Origin of the sequence: Idiomarina loihiensis (genome assembly GCF_024584785.1) — a bacterium.
Taxonomy (GTDB): Bacteria; Pseudomonadota; Gammaproteobacteria; order Enterobacterales; family Alteromonadaceae; genus Pseudidiomarina; species Pseudidiomarina fusca.
In genome coordinates, this window is the sequence record NZ_CP074112.1 from 259,386 (window position 1) to 274,896 (window position 15,511).

At 51.4% G+C, this 15,511-nt stretch carries 12 protein-coding genes and 2 pseudogenes; 11 read left to right on the top strand and 3 right to left on the bottom strand.

Annotated elements, in window-relative coordinates; genetic code table 11:
• Positions 1 to 385 precede the first annotated feature (385 nt).
• Entirely contained in the window at positions 386 to 2,881 is a 2,496-nt protein-coding gene (locus tag KGF88_RS01145) for a heavy metal translocating P-type ATPase (protein ID WP_011788479.1), read from the top strand.
• A gap of 25 nt (positions 2,882 to 2,906) precedes the next feature.
• Positions 2,907 to 3,371, top strand: coding sequence for a Cu(I)-responsive transcriptional regulator (gene cueR, locus KGF88_RS01150; RefSeq protein WP_011788480.1), 465 nt, complete (start codon positions 2,907 to 2,909; stop codon positions 3,369 to 3,371).
• 86 nt (positions 3,372 to 3,457) lie between these two features.
• Here cueR (KGF88_RS01150) and KGF88_RS01155 read toward each other — a convergent pair.
• Positions 3,458 to 3,973: pseudogene (locus KGF88_RS01155) on the bottom strand (Cd(II)/Pb(II)-responsive transcriptional regulator).
• 610 nt (positions 3,974 to 4,583) lie between these two features.
• Here KGF88_RS01155 and istA point away from each other — a divergent pair.
• The 5 genes and pseudogenes from istA (at position 4,584) to KGF88_RS01180 (ending at position 8,925) form a co-directional block, all read left to right on the top strand.
• Entirely contained in the window at positions 4,584 to 6,089 is a 1,506-nt protein-coding gene (gene istA / locus KGF88_RS01160; protein WP_063529287.1) for an IS21-like element ISSpu15 family transposase, read from the top strand.
• Positions 6,082 to 6,852 carry an IS21-like element ISSpu15 family helper ATPase IstB gene (gene istB / locus KGF88_RS01165; protein ID WP_063529288.1) on the top strand — a complete coding sequence of 257 codons (771 nt, stop codon included), beginning with the start codon at positions 6,082 to 6,084 and terminating at the stop codon, positions 6,850 to 6,852. Before istA ends, istB begins: the two co-directional genes overlap by 8 nt.
• A 531-nt stretch (positions 6,853 to 7,383) precedes the next feature.
• A complete protein-coding gene (gene cueR, locus KGF88_RS01170; protein ID WP_011788488.1) occupies positions 7,384 to 7,809 on the top strand; it encodes a Cu(I)-responsive transcriptional regulator in 426 nt (141 codons plus the stop codon).
• Positions 7,810 to 7,992: 183 nt separating this feature from the next.
• Positions 7,993 to 8,201: pseudogene (locus KGF88_RS01175) on the top strand (IS4 family transposase); the annotation flags it as partial.
• Between the two features lie 370 nt (positions 8,202 to 8,571).
• Positions 8,572 to 8,925: an ArsR/SmtB family transcription factor gene (locus tag KGF88_RS01180; RefSeq protein ID WP_011788489.1), complete on the top strand. Its 354-nt coding sequence runs from the start codon at positions 8,572 to 8,574 to the stop codon at positions 8,923 to 8,925.
• 40 nt (positions 8,926 to 8,965) lie between these two features.
• Here KGF88_RS01180 and KGF88_RS01185 read toward each other — a convergent pair whose 3' ends face one another.
• Both KGF88_RS01185 and KGF88_RS01190 read right to left on the bottom strand, forming a co-directional pair.
• Positions 8,966 to 9,334, bottom strand: coding sequence for a hypothetical protein (locus tag KGF88_RS01185; RefSeq protein WP_223420022.1), 369 nt, complete (start codon positions 9,332 to 9,334; stop codon positions 8,966 to 8,968).
• The gene (locus tag KGF88_RS01190; RefSeq protein ID WP_015066563.1) at positions 9,246 to 9,944 is read right to left on the bottom strand and encodes an FAD-dependent oxidoreductase; all 699 of its coding nucleotides are present in this window, start codon (positions 9,942 to 9,944) and stop codon (positions 9,246 to 9,248) included. Before KGF88_RS01190 ends, KGF88_RS01185 begins: the two co-directional genes overlap by 89 nt.
• Positions 9,945 to 10,289: 345 nt before the next feature.
• Here KGF88_RS01190 and KGF88_RS01195 point away from each other — a divergent pair, with 345 nt between their 5' ends.
• From KGF88_RS01195 to KGF88_RS13860, 4 genes are all read left to right on the top strand, one after another.
• Positions 10,290 to 11,318, top strand: coding sequence for a cation diffusion facilitator family transporter (locus KGF88_RS01195; protein WP_011788490.1), 1,029 nt, complete (start codon positions 10,290 to 10,292; stop codon positions 11,316 to 11,318).
• Positions 11,319 to 11,362: 44 nt separating this feature from the next.
• The gene (locus tag KGF88_RS01200) at positions 11,363 to 11,641 is read left to right on the top strand and encodes an ArsR/SmtB family transcription factor (RefSeq protein ID WP_011788491.1); all 279 of its coding nucleotides are present in this window, start codon (positions 11,363 to 11,365) and stop codon (positions 11,639 to 11,641) included.
• A 596-nt stretch (positions 11,642 to 12,237) separates the two neighbouring features.
• Positions 12,238 to 14,892 (top strand): heavy metal translocating P-type ATPase, encoded by a 2,655-nt coding sequence (locus tag KGF88_RS01205; protein WP_011788492.1) that lies wholly within the window; start codon positions 12,238 to 12,240, stop codon positions 14,890 to 14,892.
• Between the two features lie 425 nt (positions 14,893 to 15,317).
• Entirely contained in the window at positions 15,318 to 15,509 is a 192-nt protein-coding gene (locus KGF88_RS13860) for a hypothetical protein (protein WP_274380141.1), read from the top strand.
• Positions 15,510 to 15,511: the final 2 nt, after the last annotated feature.

Below are 15,511 nucleotides of genomic sequence, written 5' to 3' on the forward strand. Positions count from 1 at the left end.
AGATTTCTGACGGCTTGGGCGTCATCCCACCCCGTCCCCGATTACCATGACGGCGTTTCAGTTAATAGGTTTCCCATTCACTTAGCTTGATTACAAGCTGCGGCCATGAATACCGAAAAGAATGCTAGCGCCGCCACTGCAAAAGGCAGTTAGCGGGGCTTTTCTTGAGGGAGCACATTCAAACAGGCTACTAGCCTGATATTTTGAGATTTAGGCGCTCGTTTCTTTTGAGTTAGAGTTACACACTACCAAACAGCTGGATGAATATCAGGAATGATGGCGCTTCATTTGTTGTGTTCATGAGGTTAAAAATAATACGCTTGACCTTCCCATCATGGTAAGCCCTAGACTGTTTAATATCTGAACCAACAATGAGAAATACATCATGAGCATTCATAAAAACCAGCTCTCCAGCAATGCTGAAGCCCGGGTTAGCTTACCTATTGAGGGTATGACCTGTGCAAGTTGTGTAGGACGAGTTGAAGCAGCTTTAAACAAAGTTGAAGGCGTCGTAAACGCAAGTGTCAATCTTGCGACTGAGCTGGCGGATATTCATCTTAAAGCTCCTGTTGATCGACTGAAGTTAATCGAAGCAATTGAAAAGGTAGGATATGAAGTTCCTGTAACATCCGTTGAACTTTCAGTGCAAGGTATGACATGTGCTTCGTGTGTTGGCCGTGTTGAAAAGGCACTCTTAGCGGTTGATGGTGTAAAGGCGGCAACGGTTAACCTTGCAACTGAGAGGGCAACTATTCGCGGAGTGGCTGGCATAGACGATCTCATATCTGCTATTCAAAAAGTTGGCTATGAAGCCCGTGTCATCGATACCCAAAATCAGGTCAGTAATGAGTCTGAAGTAAGAAAGGACGCAGAGAAGGCTTTATTAAAGAAAGATTTAGTTATTGCAACAGCACTGGCTCTGCCGGTATTTGTTCTCGAAATGGGATCTCACATGATTCCAAGAATGCAACACTGGGTGATGAATACCATTGGGATCCAGGAAAGCTGGTACGTCCAGTTTGTATTGACATTGTTAGTCTTAGTGGTTCCAGGTCGTCGATTCTACATGAAAGGCATTCCTGCTCTTACGCGGCTTGCTCCTGACATGAATTCACTGGTCTCTGTCGGGACTATTGCTGCTTTTGGTTATTCTGTGGTTGCTACGTTTGTACCATACCTTTTGCCTGAGGGTACCGTTAATGTGTACTACGAAGCTGCTGCAGTGATTGTCGCTCTCATTCTTTTGGGACGATTTATGGAGGCGAGAGCTAAGGGGAGAACGTCTGAGGCTATCAAACGCTTAGTAGGCTTGCAGGCTAAGGAGGCGCACGTGCTCCGTAATGGCGTAATGAATGATATTCCTGTCAAAGACGTTGTGCTTGGAGACATTATCGAAGTTCGCCCGGGAGAAAGGATTCCGGTCGATGGAGAGGTAAGTGAAGGTACCAGTTTTATAGATGAATCGATGATAACTGGTGAGCCTATACCAGTGGAAAAAATCGTTGGCAGTGGAGTTGTCGGAGGGACTGTGAACCAGAAAGGAGCACTGAGGTTGCGTGCTACTGCGGTTGGTGGTCAGACAATGCTGTCACAAATCATACGGATGGTAGAACAGGCCCAGGGGTCAAAGTTACCTATACAAGCTGTTGTGGACAGAGTGACATTGTGGTTTGTTCCAGCTGTGATGTTGGCAGCACTTTTTACATTCCTGATTTGGTTAGTATTTGGTCCATCACCAGCCCTGTCTTTCGCATTGGTTAATGCTGTGGCAGTGCTAATCATTGCATGTCCATGTGCAATGGGACTCGCGACACCGACATCTATCATGGTTGGTACAGGTCGTGGTGCAGAAATGGGAATTTTATTCCGCAAGGGAGAAGCCCTACAGTTACTCAAAGATGCCAAAGTTGTTGCTGTAGACAAAACCGGAACTCTGACTGAAGGTCGTCCAGTCATGACAGATCTGGAACTAGCTCAGGGTTTTGAACGTAATGAGGTATTAGCAAAAGTTGCCGCAGTTGAATCACGTTCTGAGCACCCTATTGCTCGCGCTATTGTTGAGTCGGCAGAAGGAGACGGCATTTTACTGCCAGAGCTTACTGAGTTTGATTCAATCACTGGTATGGGAGTACGAGCGACTGTTGAAGGGAGCCTTGTAGAAGTAGGCGCTGATCGATTTATGCGTGAGTTAGCATTGGAGGTAACGTATTTTTCCCGGATTTCTGAACGCCTCGGGAATGAGGGGAAATCACCTCTCTATGTTGCTATAGATGGTCGGTTGGCTGCAATTATTGCTGTAGCTGACCCTATTAAATCAAGTACTCCAGTAGCTATAAAGGCATTACATCAGCTTGGTCTCAAGGTCGCCATGATTACCGGTGACAATGCGAATACAGCTCAGGCTATTGCTAAACAATTAGATATTGATGAAGTGGTTGCGGAAGTGTTACCTGAAGGCAAAGTTGAAGCGGTGCGTCGACTGCAAGAAAATTACGGTAAAGTTGCTTTTGTCGGCGATGGGATAAACGATGCCCCGGCACTTGCAGTTGCAGATATTGGACTTGCAATTGGTACAGGAACAGATATAGCCGTGGAGTCAGCTGATGTTGTCTTAATGTCAGGAAACTTGCAGGGAGTTCCTAATGCTATTGGATTGTCTAAGGCAACAATCGGTAACATCAGACAAAATCTCTTTTGGGCATTTGCTTACAATGCAGCATTGATTCCAGTGGCTGCAGGACTGCTATACCCAGCTTATGGAATACTGCTCTCTCCAATTTTTGCAGCAGGGGCGATGGCGCTATCAAGCGTGTTCGTTCTGGGAAACTCATTGCGTCTGCGTCGGTTCCAGCCTCCTTTGGTTGAGGACGCTGAGCATTAACGCTGAGCATTAACAAGGTGGGCTTATGAATATCGGAGAAGCATCGCGTAAATCAGGAATATCCACCAAGATGATTCGTTATTACGAGCAAATTGGATTAATCCCTGCCTCCGAGCGTACGGAGTCAGGTTATCGTAAGTATGCTCTCAATGATGTTCATAGATTGGTTTTTATTCGTAGTGCCCGAGATCTCGGGTTCTCTCTGGAAGATATAGAAGGCTTGCTTACGTTATGGAATGACAAATCTCGCCAGAGCATTGATGTTAAACGCCTGGCTCAGGAGAACATTGCTGACTTAGAACGACGTATGGAAAGTATACGTCAAATGACTGAGAAACTACGAGTTTTAATCCGGAGTTGTGCTGGGGATGAGCGGTCAGAATGTCCTATTCTTAGGACATTAACCAATGCTTCGGGCAAAGCCCGCACCGTAAACCGAGGAGGAGCGGTACAGCGCCGCTCTGGAGATAAGCTGAGCGGCAAAATGTAGTACTTTAAATTGGCCCATAATGGTGTAAGACTACGCAGTTTTAACACCATCACATTTTTTTCATTTTAAACAAGCGCGTGGCATCACTAATGCCCCCCTAAATGGTTGGTTGGTGCGGTTAAGGAAAGATCGCTATCACTTTCATCAGCTGTCAATTTTTGGACTATGCAACATTTATCTATGCTGCGGTCAGCGCTACAAAAAGCATTCAGCTCCTTACGTTGCTCTTCTAACGCTACTAATTCTTTGATTCGATGCTGAATGTGAATTAGGTGGGCGTTGATGATTGCATCTATCGGGCCACATTCTTTACCCTGATTATTGATTGCTAACAGCAAAGCGCGAATTTCCTCATGGGTCATATCGAGAGAACGGCAGCGGCGGATGAATAGTAGTTTTTCAAGACGGGTTTTGTCGTAGTGACGATAATTATTTCCTATGTCTCGTAAAGGTGCCTGCAGTGGACCTTCTTTCTAGTAGTAACGAATCGTTTCTACCGGACAGCCTGCTTTACGCGCCAACTCACCAATTTTCATATATCCCTCGTTTGAACTTGACTCTGTAGTTAGATTAGGGTCTTCAGTAGTCAGTATAGTAAACATATTGGGCAAGTGGTCCCGCAAAAAAGTAAAACTCTAGTAGGAAGGAAGCTGCTAGTTGTATTTAAAAATTAAGCTTGGTTGTGGGAGGCAAGATTCAGAAATCAGGCGAATTGAACAAGGCGAATGGTCATTTGTATGTTCATAATGATTGCAACCATTCGCATGTTGAAAAAGACCTAAATCATGATAAGCCTACTTACAAAGGTTGTGGCCATGACCATGACCAGAAATCGCATGATCAAGATGATCATGGCCTTAGTGGAGACTGTTGCGCGGCTGCGCCTACAAAGATTAAATAATCTGGGGGGGGCGAACTGAAATCCGCATTATGCAAATGGATTGTCCTGTAGAGGAAAAACTGATTAAAAAGAAATAAGGGGATGTATATGGCAGTTATGGGCCTTAATTCTAGACAGTGGCCAGAAGCTGCGATGATTATGGTGCTCTTTACTATTGCTGAACTCATTGAAGCAAAATCACTCGATAGAGCTCGAAATGCAATCGGATCTCTAATGGAATATTGAACGACAATTAACTTGTCCGGTCGGCGACAACTATGTTGGCCGGTTGATCTGATACCGTCCGTCACGGATTCCATTAGGAGATAACCGTGTCGGGCAAACCCATCACAGATCAACAAATCAGGTTATATATGAATGAACGTAAACAAGGTCAAACCCAGCTTGCCGCTTCGGCAAAGTCTGGTTTATCAGAGCGATCAGGTCGCCGCATAGACAGCGGTGAACTGAACACAGAACCAACCCCCAAGCGTCAATGGCGCACTCGCAAAGACCCGCTTGCTGAGGTCTGGTCATCGGTGCTGGTACCACTACTCGAAGCGAACCCTGAACTATTGCCGCTCACGTTGTTTGAATACCTTCACGACAACTACCCCAATCAGTATGACAACACCGTACTGCGCACGTTGCAGCGACGTGTCAAAGCATGGAAGGTCAAACATGGCCCCGCAAAGGAAGTCATGTTCCGCCAAACTAAAGTGCCTGGGCGTTTGGGTTTATCGGACTTCACGCTCTTGAAAGGGGTTACGATTACAATACTTGGGCAGGTATTTTGCCATTTGCTATACCACTATCGCCTTGCCTTTAGCGGCTGGACGTACGCCAAAGTCATTTGCGGTGGTGAAAGCTATACCGCCTTGTCTACAGGGCTTCAGAATGCCTTATGGCGCAGTGGTGGCGCACCCCTTGAACACCGCACCGACAGCTTGAGTGCCGCCTTTAACAATCTGGCCGAGAAGGAACAGCTTACCGTTCGGTACGACGCCTTATGCCACCACTATCAACTCAAAGGCAGTCGTAACAACCCCGGCAAGAGCCATGAGAACGGTACAATAGAAGCGGCACACGGGCATTTAAAGCGACGTATGACTCAGGCCTTGCTGCTGCGAGGCGATACTGATTTTACGTCCCTTGAGGCCTATCAAGCCTTCGTGGATGGTATTGTCACCAAGATTAACCAGCAATGCCGCACCCGCTTTGAACAAGAGCGGCCGTTATTGCAGACACTGCCAAAACGGCGCACTCATGATTATGCGGAGCACAGTGTTCTGATTAGCAGCAGTAGCAGCTTTGACCTCAAACGGGTGACCTATACCGTACCGTCTCGCTTTATCGGCGAGCGGCTGTATGTTCAGCTGTATGACGAGCGCTTGGATCTGTTCAGTGGGCATGAGCAGATACTCAGCTTACCGCGTGTTTATGCCACCACAACCCAGCGCGGACGCAGTGTCGATTATCGCCATGTTATCGACTCCTTGGTTAAAAAGCCGGGGGCCTTCCGTTACTCGCAGCTGCGCGATGACTTATTACCCACCCCGGACTACCACCGTATCTGGCAGTATGTTGACGGCACACTGAATCCCCATGATGCCTGCCGTTACATCGTGCGCCTGCTGCACTTGGCCGCGACAGCTCAGTGCCAAGATAGCCTTGGTCGTTACGTACTCAAAAGCATTGAGGGGGGTGAATTACCCAGCAACTTACAGTGCAATAAGCGCTTTAGTACAGACACGGCCGTGATTCCACTCATTACGGCAAAGCAGCACCTGCTGGCTGATTACGATCAGCTGTTATGTGTGGAGGTGCAACATGGCTGATCTTGCCTCCCTCCCGATTCTCTTGAAGGAATTAAAGTTAAGTAGCTTCGCCCAGCACTGGGAAGGCCTTGCACAAAAGGCGCTGGATGAACAATGGTTACCGCAAACCTACCTTGCGGCTTTGTGTGAACACGAAGTGGGTGAGCGTCATCACAAGCGTTTACAACGCTATACCCGCGAAGCACAACTGCCACCGGGTAAGCCGTTGAGCCAATTTGATTTTAGTGTGGTAGAGGGGATTAATAAAAATCAGCTTATTGCCCTGGCGGATCAACAGCAGTGGGTTAATCAAGCCGAGAACGTGTTGTTGTTTGGTGCCAGTGGTGTGGGTAAAACCCATCTTGCCTGTGGTATTGGCTATGCCTTGTTGGCGCAAGGGGTGCGAGTAAAGTTCACTAGCGCTACCCATCTTGCTCAAAGCCTTCAGCAAGCAAAAGCGGCGTTGGTATTGACTGACGTGCTGGCTCGCATGGACAAATATACGGTGCTCATCATTGATGATATTGGCTACGTCAAAAAAAGCAGCCAAGAAACACAGGTATTGTTTGAATTGATTGCGCACCGCTATGAAACGGGCAGTTTGATTATCACCTCAAATCAGCCTTTTAGTGGGTGGGATCAGATCTTCGACGACAACATGATGACGGTGGCGGCGATTGATCGGTTAGTGCATCACGCCACTATTTTAGAGATAGGTGGCGAAAGCTACCGTAAAAAGGCGTCAATGATGAGAAAGGAGATGCCTATCGCTAACGACAATTAAACATCGTCAACCGGACAAGTTAATTGACGCGAACCGGACAAGGTAGTTGACGTTCAATAAATGAATTTGACTCTCAAAACTGCAATGGTCCAACTATCAGTATGAACGATGACACCTTGAGGCTGCCCTCGCCAGAACAGCGCCATGGTCAGCACATCGCATATGATGATGATTTGGTTAAAGCAATGGTTCAATGGGTAGATAATTTTTTGAACACTAGATGATCAGTGGAGTCAGATGAATTAAGTCGGCATTTATTTTTGAACTTTAAGAATTATTTATTATTAAACCATGTGGGAAATCTAAACGATCAAGATTTTAATATCATACAAAAAATCTATCGACTTCTCTTGACCTTCCGGTTAGGGGAAGGTTTAACCTGAAGTTAGGTGGGGGCTGGTGAGATTTTTGGGAACAGGTTAATGGTTACTTGGTTCAATGGATTAGGAAATTTCCTTCAATAAATGTTACCCGAAACTATGTTACTTAAAGCTAACTACAGTATTAGTAAAAATCATTTGGGAGGTGAAGATGAACATTGGTGATGCAGCCCGCTTATCGGGAGTTTCGGCGAAAATGATTCGTTACTATGAGGAGGTTGGGCTAATACCATCAGTCTCCAGAACAGAGGCTGGTTATCGGATCTACAAAGATGCCGATGTTTATAAGTTACATTTTATACGTCGATGTCGAGATCTCGGTTTTTCTCTGTCACAGGCAGGAGAGTTACTTTCTCTTTGGGGAAATCATTCGCGTCAGAGTGCAGATGTTAAAAGTATAGTTGAATCTCATATTAATGATTTAACCTTAAAAATTGAAGAATTTCAACGTATGGCATCAATTCTTACCACACTCTCTGCTTGCTGCGCGGGAAATGAAAAACCCGACTGCCCAATACTGAAGGCTCTCTACCTCGCGGATACTTCCCATCTGCAGGACATAGAAAGCTGCCCTTAAACTTTCGACTCCCTTCAATGTTATTAGGTGATCGCCATGGGTGGGAATACGCAGTTTAGCTCGAAAGCTAGACCTTTGTCGTCAGGATGAGGTCGCATGCGGCCTGATTTTTAATTTATTAAAATTCATATGATTAAAGTCAACTTTATTTAATCAGTGCTAACAAGTAAGTTTGTGAGTGATTGGAAGCTGCTGTGGTCAAAAGTCGAAAAGAAAAAAGTACCGAAGCGAACTCCAAGTGTTTATTGGGTTTGTATAAGTCTCGGAAAATTAGTGGGTTGGTTTGATTCAAAAAGGACGGGACGAGTCGGCAGGGAGCGGTTATGGGAAGGATAGTTTTACCACAAACCATCCTTGAAGGTTACCTGTTAGCCAAGTCTCTTGATCAATGAGATGTGATCAAGAGACAGGCACCTTGGTCAGGGCGCACTCGATTCGGACGATGCAGCTCGTGCAGGTCATGCCCTCGATGGGCAGGCTGATCGCTGCTACGGTGGCACGACCAGCACTTGTTAATGGCATGCTCAAGGTGTCTTCTCAAAATTGAAATTAGACATACAGGGTACTTGAGGGTTACTATGTTGTAAGGTTAAGCCCTATTTTGAGCGCTGCTGGTTTGGACGATTTCGCTGCGCATAGACGCGGCGCGCCTTGGCTCGCAGGCTGTCTCCTGATCTTTGTCGGCGAGTGCGATCAAATTATCGCAGCCTCGTTAATTCTGAACGGCATGAGTAGCTGTTCGAGAGTTGGAATTTTTGAGAAATGACTTTACGCAAACAAGTTAACGCGCCCCGCGGTGCAAGCGACGATCTGGCTTCTTTGTCACAGAATGACGTTACGATCCTGGCCGAGACCTTCCGCCTACTGGGCGACCCGTCTCGGTTGAGAATAATGCTGTGCTGCATGAAGGGTTCCTCCTCGGTTGGGGACATCGCGGAATCCCTCGAGCTTTCGCAGTCGCTGGTCAGTCACCACCTGCGGCTGCTGCGTGGAGCCCGCCTTGTGAAGGGGGTGCGCCAGGCCAAGCAAATTTTCTATGAGGTGGACGACAAGCATGTGAACCAAGTGCTGCTGGACATGTCCACTCACATCGTCGAAGAGCACAACGACGATTAGCCGCGGGCGAAGCGCTCGTTGCGATGCGGATTGCGATCTATTACAAGCTGGGGCCGTATGACCGCCCGCGGCTACACTCAATGAGATGAATGCGGGTCCAATTCTGATCAATCAGAAGTTCAGCGCGCTTATCGACCGCAAGTGAGGCCTTATTGAATGCCATCGCGATGACCGCCTCAGCCACAAGTTCGCTGATCTGCGGGCCGACTACATGTACGCCGAGGATTTCGTCTGTCGTAGGATTTGCGATCACCTTGACGAGACCCGCTGTCTCGCTCAATGCACGCGCGCGACCGTTAGCCATGAACGGAAATGTACAGCTACGATATGCTGCGCCCGCGTATTTGAGCTGCTGCTCGGTGCGACCTACCCAGGCGATTTCCGGGCTGGTGTAGATGACGTTGGGGATCGTGTTGAAATCGACATGACCGCGATGGCCTGCAATGCGCTCGACCACAGCGACACCTTCTGCGCTCGACCACAGCGACACCTTCTTCCTCTGCCATGTGCGCTAGCATCAGGCCGCGCACCACATCGGCGATGGCCCAGATACTGGGCACGCTGGTGCGCCATTCGCCGTTCACCACGACGGCTCCGCGCCCATCCAGTTCAAGGCCGACGGCGGCCCGAGTCATAAACGCCAGACCGTTTAAGAACTGCACCTTGTTTTTTCGGAACAGATAGAGTTTGCCTTCGTTGCTCGACTTCACGACCTGATTCTTGCGCTCCAGCATCACAGCCACGTCCATGCGTAGCTCGCCCGTGGACATGATGCCGAGCGCGCCGAAGTGGTGCTTGGCTTGGTCTAAGTTTTTGGACGACTGCAGCAGCGCCTTTGACGGGATGCACCCGATGTTGTTGCATGTACCGTCTTGGGTAGGCTTGCCTTCCTTGGTTTTCCAGGCATCGACGCAGGCGACATTCATGCCTAACTGCTCGGCGCGAATCGCTGCGATGTCGCCACCAGGCCCGGCGCCAATGACGATGACGATGACGATGACGTCGAAGTTCGTGTCCATGATTGAAATCTCCTAGATGTTTTCAGGCGCTTTCCTGCGTGGTGCTCGCGCTGCGGTTTTGGCCAGCCAGCGCCCCGTCCGATCTGGCTCACGACCATCCGAACCTTCCGGCGGGTCATCCTCTATCTGCGTCAGCACTTGGATCTGGGCCAACATCATCACGACCTGATTGTGGACGACCTGCACAGGGTGTGGCCAAGAGGATAGGCGTACTAAATAGCCGCATCGCCGCCACTCATCTTTCGCAGTCCTTAGTATGGTTTGCTAAAAATACATTGCATAAACATATGTTCATGTATTATATTTTACGTACAGTCAACCACCTAATTTCTGCGCGAGGCCCTGATGTCCCAATCGCACGATGAACATGGTCACGACCATGACCACACTCCAAAAGTGACCGGCGCTAACGAACGCAAGGTCTTGCTGTCCTTCTTCCTGATCTTCGGCTTCATGATCGTGGAGGCTGTCGGCGGCGTGCTGTCGGGCTCGCTGGCCCTTCTGGCCGATGCGGGCCACATGCTGACCGATGCAGCAGCGCTGGCTCTGGCATACGCGGCATTCCGGTTCGGGCGCCGACCAGCTGACAGCAAGCGCACCTTTGGCTACCTTCGGTTCGAGGTCATCGCCGGCTTCCTGAACGCTGTGACGCTCTTTGTGATCGTGGCATGGATCGCCTATGAAGCATGGGAGCGACTGCAAGCTCCGCCCGCCATCCTTGCCGGCCCGATGATGATCGTCGCCGTGCTTGGATTGTTGGTAAACGTTCTGGTGTTGTGGATCATGACCCGCGGAGAGACCGATCACGTCAACGTGAAGGGGGCCATCCTGCACGTGATGGGCGACCTGCTGGGCTCGGTCGGTGCCATCGTCGCTGCAGTGGTCATCTATCTCATTGGTTGGACGCCAATTGACCCCATCCTGTCGGTGCTGGTGGCAGCCCTGATCCTGCGCAGCGCCTGGAAGCTCCTGGCGAAATCGATCCACATTTTGCTCGAAGGTGCGCCCGAGGACGCTTCTCCGGAGCAGGTGGAACAAGGCCTGATGGGCGCGGTGCCTGGCTTGGCGGCCGTCAGTCATGTGCATGTATGGCAGCTTACCTCTGGTCGCACGATGGCCACGCTGCACGTTCGCCCTAGTGTGGCTGAGGAAGCGCGCACCGTGGTCAAGTGCGTAGAGGTGGTGCTTCGAGAGCAATTTGGCATCGAGCACGTGACGGTCGGGATCGAATGGAACTCTCCTGGTGAAAAGAACCTTTGCAGCTTGCAGCCGACAGGTGGGCCGCAAGGGCACACCCCACATGAGCATGACACTAGCCACAGCCATGAAAAGGGTCATAAGCACGACCATTCCGTCCCGGGTCATCAACACTGATGCTGCAGCCAGCGTAGTGCTGGCAGCTCAGGGACAAGAAATCCATGACTTCTCGAAAACACGCCAATGGCGACAATGCTCAGAATTGCGCCACCAATGCTCAGCGTTCGGCCCCAGAGCTCTTGGCGCTCTCTCATAGTGACGTCGCTGTTCTCGCTGAGACTTTTCTCCTGTTAGGAGATCAATCGCGCCTGAAGATCCTGCTACAGTGCATGCGCGGATCAGTCGCGGTGGGCGACATCGCAGAAACGCTCGATCTATCCCAATTCTTGGTCAGTCATCATCTGCGGCTCCTGCGTGGAGCTCGACTTGTGCGTGGATAACGTCAGGCGAAACATATCTTCTACGGCATCGCGGATGAGCACATCAGTCAAGTGTTTCAGGACATGGTCTGTCACTTCTCTGAGGAATGATTGCGAATTGCGTCGAACGCAAAGATGCCTACTTTTTGCTGGGCATTTTCGCGATTGCGCAAGAGAGGTGCCAGCCCGTCAGCAACTGTAATGCGCCATCCCAGTCCTGAGTAAGCGCGACTTCGCCCATGCGTGATGTTTGGGTGACGGTTGTATGAATCTGACCGCACTCAATCCCCTGGGCCTCATCAGCCGACGCCAGCTTTCACTCCCCCCCATCGTGAGCGTAGAAATTAACCATGCTAACTTCATGAATTAAATAATTGAACATATCTTCATATGTGTGCTAAAATTCAATCTGCATTTTGAAAATGTGTCGAAACTGTAAGCACGTGCGCCGCACGCCGCACGCCACAACCACAGACGATCGTAAACAGAAGGACAACAGCCTTCTTTTTTAATGATTAACACATGGATGTATGTTCATGTGTTTGTTATATTTAAGCAGTATGTGCGGCGTGCGGCGAACCTAACTTGCAAAGTGTTCAGAGAACTTGGAGGTAGATATGACAAGGGAAATAACGGAGTACCAGGACAAGGCTAGGGAGCAGCTGAGCTTCCGTGTGGAGGGCATGGATTGCGCGAGCTGCGTCGGCAAAATCGAGAAGGCCCTTTCCCGAATGGATGGGCTGACGGACGTGCAAGTCAATTTTTCTAGTGAAACGCTGACGTTGACTCGCAATCTGAAAAGCCGCTTCACTGCTCGCGATGTAGCTAAGAAAATCAAAACTTTGGGGTTCGGTGTGGAAGAACTGCCAGTGTCGTCGCTCTCGATTGCGGCCGTATCGCGCCAATCGGTCCATGCACATGACCACAGCGAAGATCACAAGGATGGTCACGCTTGCGGCGGTGATCATGGGCACGGCCACACGCAAAAGACAAACGGCGGGCATGAACACGGCTCCTGCAGTGGACATGATCACACCTCACACGCTCGCCGCGAGCCCCCTGGTAACCCACCCAACGTTTCGATGCACGTGGAAGGCATGGACTGCGCGAGCTGCGTTGGCAAGATTGAAACGGCTCTTGCTCGCATGGCGGGCGTATCAGATGCCCGCATCAACTTCACGGCAGAAACGCTTGAGCTGACGCTCGCGTCTGGAAGTCCTACACATATTGGCGACATCGAGAAGACCATCAAAAGCCTGGGTTTCGGCGTCTCCGACGTGCGCCGCCTTGATGGATCCTCGCCTGCCGCGCCTGCCCGCGTGCCCTCAGCTATCACTCAACGCTGGTGGCAGACGAAGAAGGGTAAGCATGTGCAGGGCCTAGCAGCTCTCATGGGCTCGGCCTATGCAGTTGCTCAATTTATCCCCGGCTATGCCGAATGGATCTTCGCCGCTGCCGTGATCGCTGGCGTACTCCCGTTCGCGCGCAAAGCCTTCGCGCTGGCCATATCTGGCTCCCCGTTCTCCATCGAAACACTGATGGTTGTCGCCTCGCTGGGCGCGCTCGTGATTGGCGAGGCCGAGGAGGCCGCTGCTGTGGTGTTCCTGTTCGCGGTCGGCGAGCTGCTTGAAAGTGTGGCCGCTGGCCGCGCCCGCGCCGGCATTAAAGCGCTGGCTTCTCTGGTGCCTAAAACTGCTGTCTTGCTCGACGCCAATGGTGGGCAGCGCGAAGTGCCCGCTGCCTCCCTGAGCGTGAACGACCGGGTTTTGGTGCGCCCGGGTGATCGAGTGCCCGCTGACGGCAAGATCTTCCGCGGCGAAAGCAGTCTCGATGAATCTCCGATCACAGGGGAGTCCGTGCCGCGTCAAAAGGCCGGTGGCGATGACGTATTTGCCGGCTCGATCAACGTCGACGGTGTGCTTGAAGTTCTGGTTGAGAAGGCTGCATCGGACAACACCATCTCGCGCATCATCCAGCTCGTCGAGCAAGCTCAATCCTCCAAGGCGCCGACGGCACGCTTCATCGAAAAGTTCAGCCGTTACTACACCCCGGCCGTGATGGCCATCGCGGCGCTGATCGTCGTGGTTCCCCCGCTTACCATGGGTGGTGATTGGGGCACTTGGCTGTACCGTGGTCTTGCTTTGCTGCTAATCGCGTGCCCGTGCGCCTTGGTTTTGTCAACGCCGGCGGCCATTGCCTCGGGACTGGCTGTTGCTACTCGCCGAGGTTTGCTGATTAAAGGTGGCAACGCCTTGGAAACCATTGGTCGCGTTCGCACAGTCGCCTTCGATAAGACTGGCACGCTGACAGAGGGCAAGCCGCGCATCACTGAAGTCGTGCCTTTCGGGCAATCCAAGCAGCAACAGGTACTGGCGCTCGCCGCCGCCGTCGAGTCTGGATCGAATCACCCGTTGGCGAAGGCAATCGTTGCCCACGCCAAGAGCCTCGATGTGGAGGTTCCACAAGCCACCGAAGCATTCGCTATCCCGGGCAAGGCAGTTCGCGCTACCGTGAACGGCAGCAAGCTAGCCGTGGGATCGCCCGTCCATGCAGGGCAGATGGCCACGCTGACCCTCGCGCACCAGCAGGAAATCGCCAAGCTGGAAGATGGTGGCAAGACGGTGGTGGTTCTGTTCGACGAAGCAAGCAAGAATGTCATGGGCCTGTTGGCCTTGCGTGACGAACCTCGCCGTGACGCCCGCGAAGGCGTGGCCCAGCTCAAGGCGATGGGTGTGCGCTCGGTCATGCTCACCGGTGACAATCGGAGAACTGCGCAGGCCATCGCCGGCAAGCTGGATATCGAGTGGGAGAGTGAGTTGCTTCCGCAAGACAAGTTGCGCCTGGTCAACGACTTGAAGCGCGACGCGAAGGTGGCGATGGTCGGCGACGGCATCAACGACGCGCCGGCCTTGGCGACCGCCGATGTAGGGATCGCCATGGGCGGCGGCACCGACGTGGCCCTAGAGACCGCAGACGCTGCTCTGCTCAAGAGCCGCGTCACGGACGTTGCGCACCTGGTGGCGCTGTCCCGCGCGACGATGGCCAACATCCACCAGAACGTAGTGTTCGCCATTGGCCTCAAGGGCCTGTTCCTAGTCACCAGTGTGCTGGGTATCACTGGCCTTTGGGTTGCTGTGCTGGCCGACACCGGTGCCACCGCTTTGGTCACGCTCAATGCGCTGCGCCTACTCCGCTTTAAGGGTGCCCAAGAGCCAGCCGATGGCCAGAACGGAGGTCATCAAAGCTCTGTGTCCGTACAGGATGCCCATTGAGGTATTGCAGAGGGCTTGAACTGCCGTTGTTGCGGCGCCAAGCCCTTCCATATCTTCATCTGTAAATCGATCTCCGAAAACATCGATGTTAGGCGATAAACGAATGCCTTTAGAACAACGAGTTTAAATAGATGGGATGATCGGACGTGGATAATGGGCTCAGATGCGTCCCTTTCGGCCGTAACTGCATCTCATGCGTTCACCGGGAGGCCGGAAGGTTCCAGAGCTTGTAGTCCAGTCCCATGCTCGTCATGGTCATCGAAAAAGGCTTGACCTTGACGTGGTTGTAAGGGCTAGCCTTTAGAAACATATGCGAACCGCTTCGGATGGACCGAAGCCCCGTAATAAAAAAGGTAACTTCCATGCATAAAAAAATCAGGATCATTTTGGTAGCTAGCGTCATCGCGGCCGTCGGGGGGATAGCGGTGGCTGCCCGAGATGGCAAGGATGAAAGTAAACCAGCAGCACCACCAGCTGGCGCACCGATGGCACCGCAGGTGCCTGTGGCTGAGGCCATCACGCGCACAATCACGCCGTCAACTGAGTTCACCGGCTTTTTGGCCGCACCGAAGGTGGTCGAGTTGCGCTCGCGTGTGGGGGGGCCGTCGACGCGGTGAGC

Excerpts from the sequence above, each read along its gene's own strand:
- KGF88_RS01145 (WP_011788479.1), top strand. The coding sequence starts at position 386 with ATGAGCATTCATAAAAACCAGCTCTCCAGCAATGCTGAAGCCCGGGTT.
- cueR (WP_011788480.1), top strand. The coding sequence starts at position 2,907 with ATGAATATCGGAGAAGCATCGCGTAAATCAGGAATATCCACCAAGATG.
- istB (WP_063529288.1), top strand. The coding sequence starts at position 6,082 with ATGGCTGATCTTGCCTCCCTCCCGATTCTCTTGAAGGAATTAAAGTTA.
- cueR (WP_011788488.1), top strand. The coding sequence starts at position 7,384 with ATGAACATTGGTGATGCAGCCCGCTTATCGGGAGTTTCGGCGAAAATG.
- KGF88_RS01180 (WP_011788489.1), top strand. The coding sequence starts at position 8,572 with ATGACTTTACGCAAACAAGTTAACGCGCCCCGCGGTGCAAGCGACGAT.
- KGF88_RS01190 (WP_015066563.1), bottom strand. The coding sequence starts at position 9,944 with ATGGACACGAACTTCGACGTCATCGTCATCGTCATCGTCATTGGCGCC.
- KGF88_RS01195 (WP_011788490.1), top strand. The coding sequence starts at position 10,290 with ATGTCCCAATCGCACGATGAACATGGTCACGACCATGACCACACTCCA.
- KGF88_RS01200 (WP_011788491.1), top strand. The coding sequence starts at position 11,363 with ATGACTTCTCGAAAACACGCCAATGGCGACAATGCTCAGAATTGCGCC.
- KGF88_RS01205 (WP_011788492.1), top strand. The coding sequence starts at position 12,238 with ATGACAAGGGAAATAACGGAGTACCAGGACAAGGCTAGGGAGCAGCTG.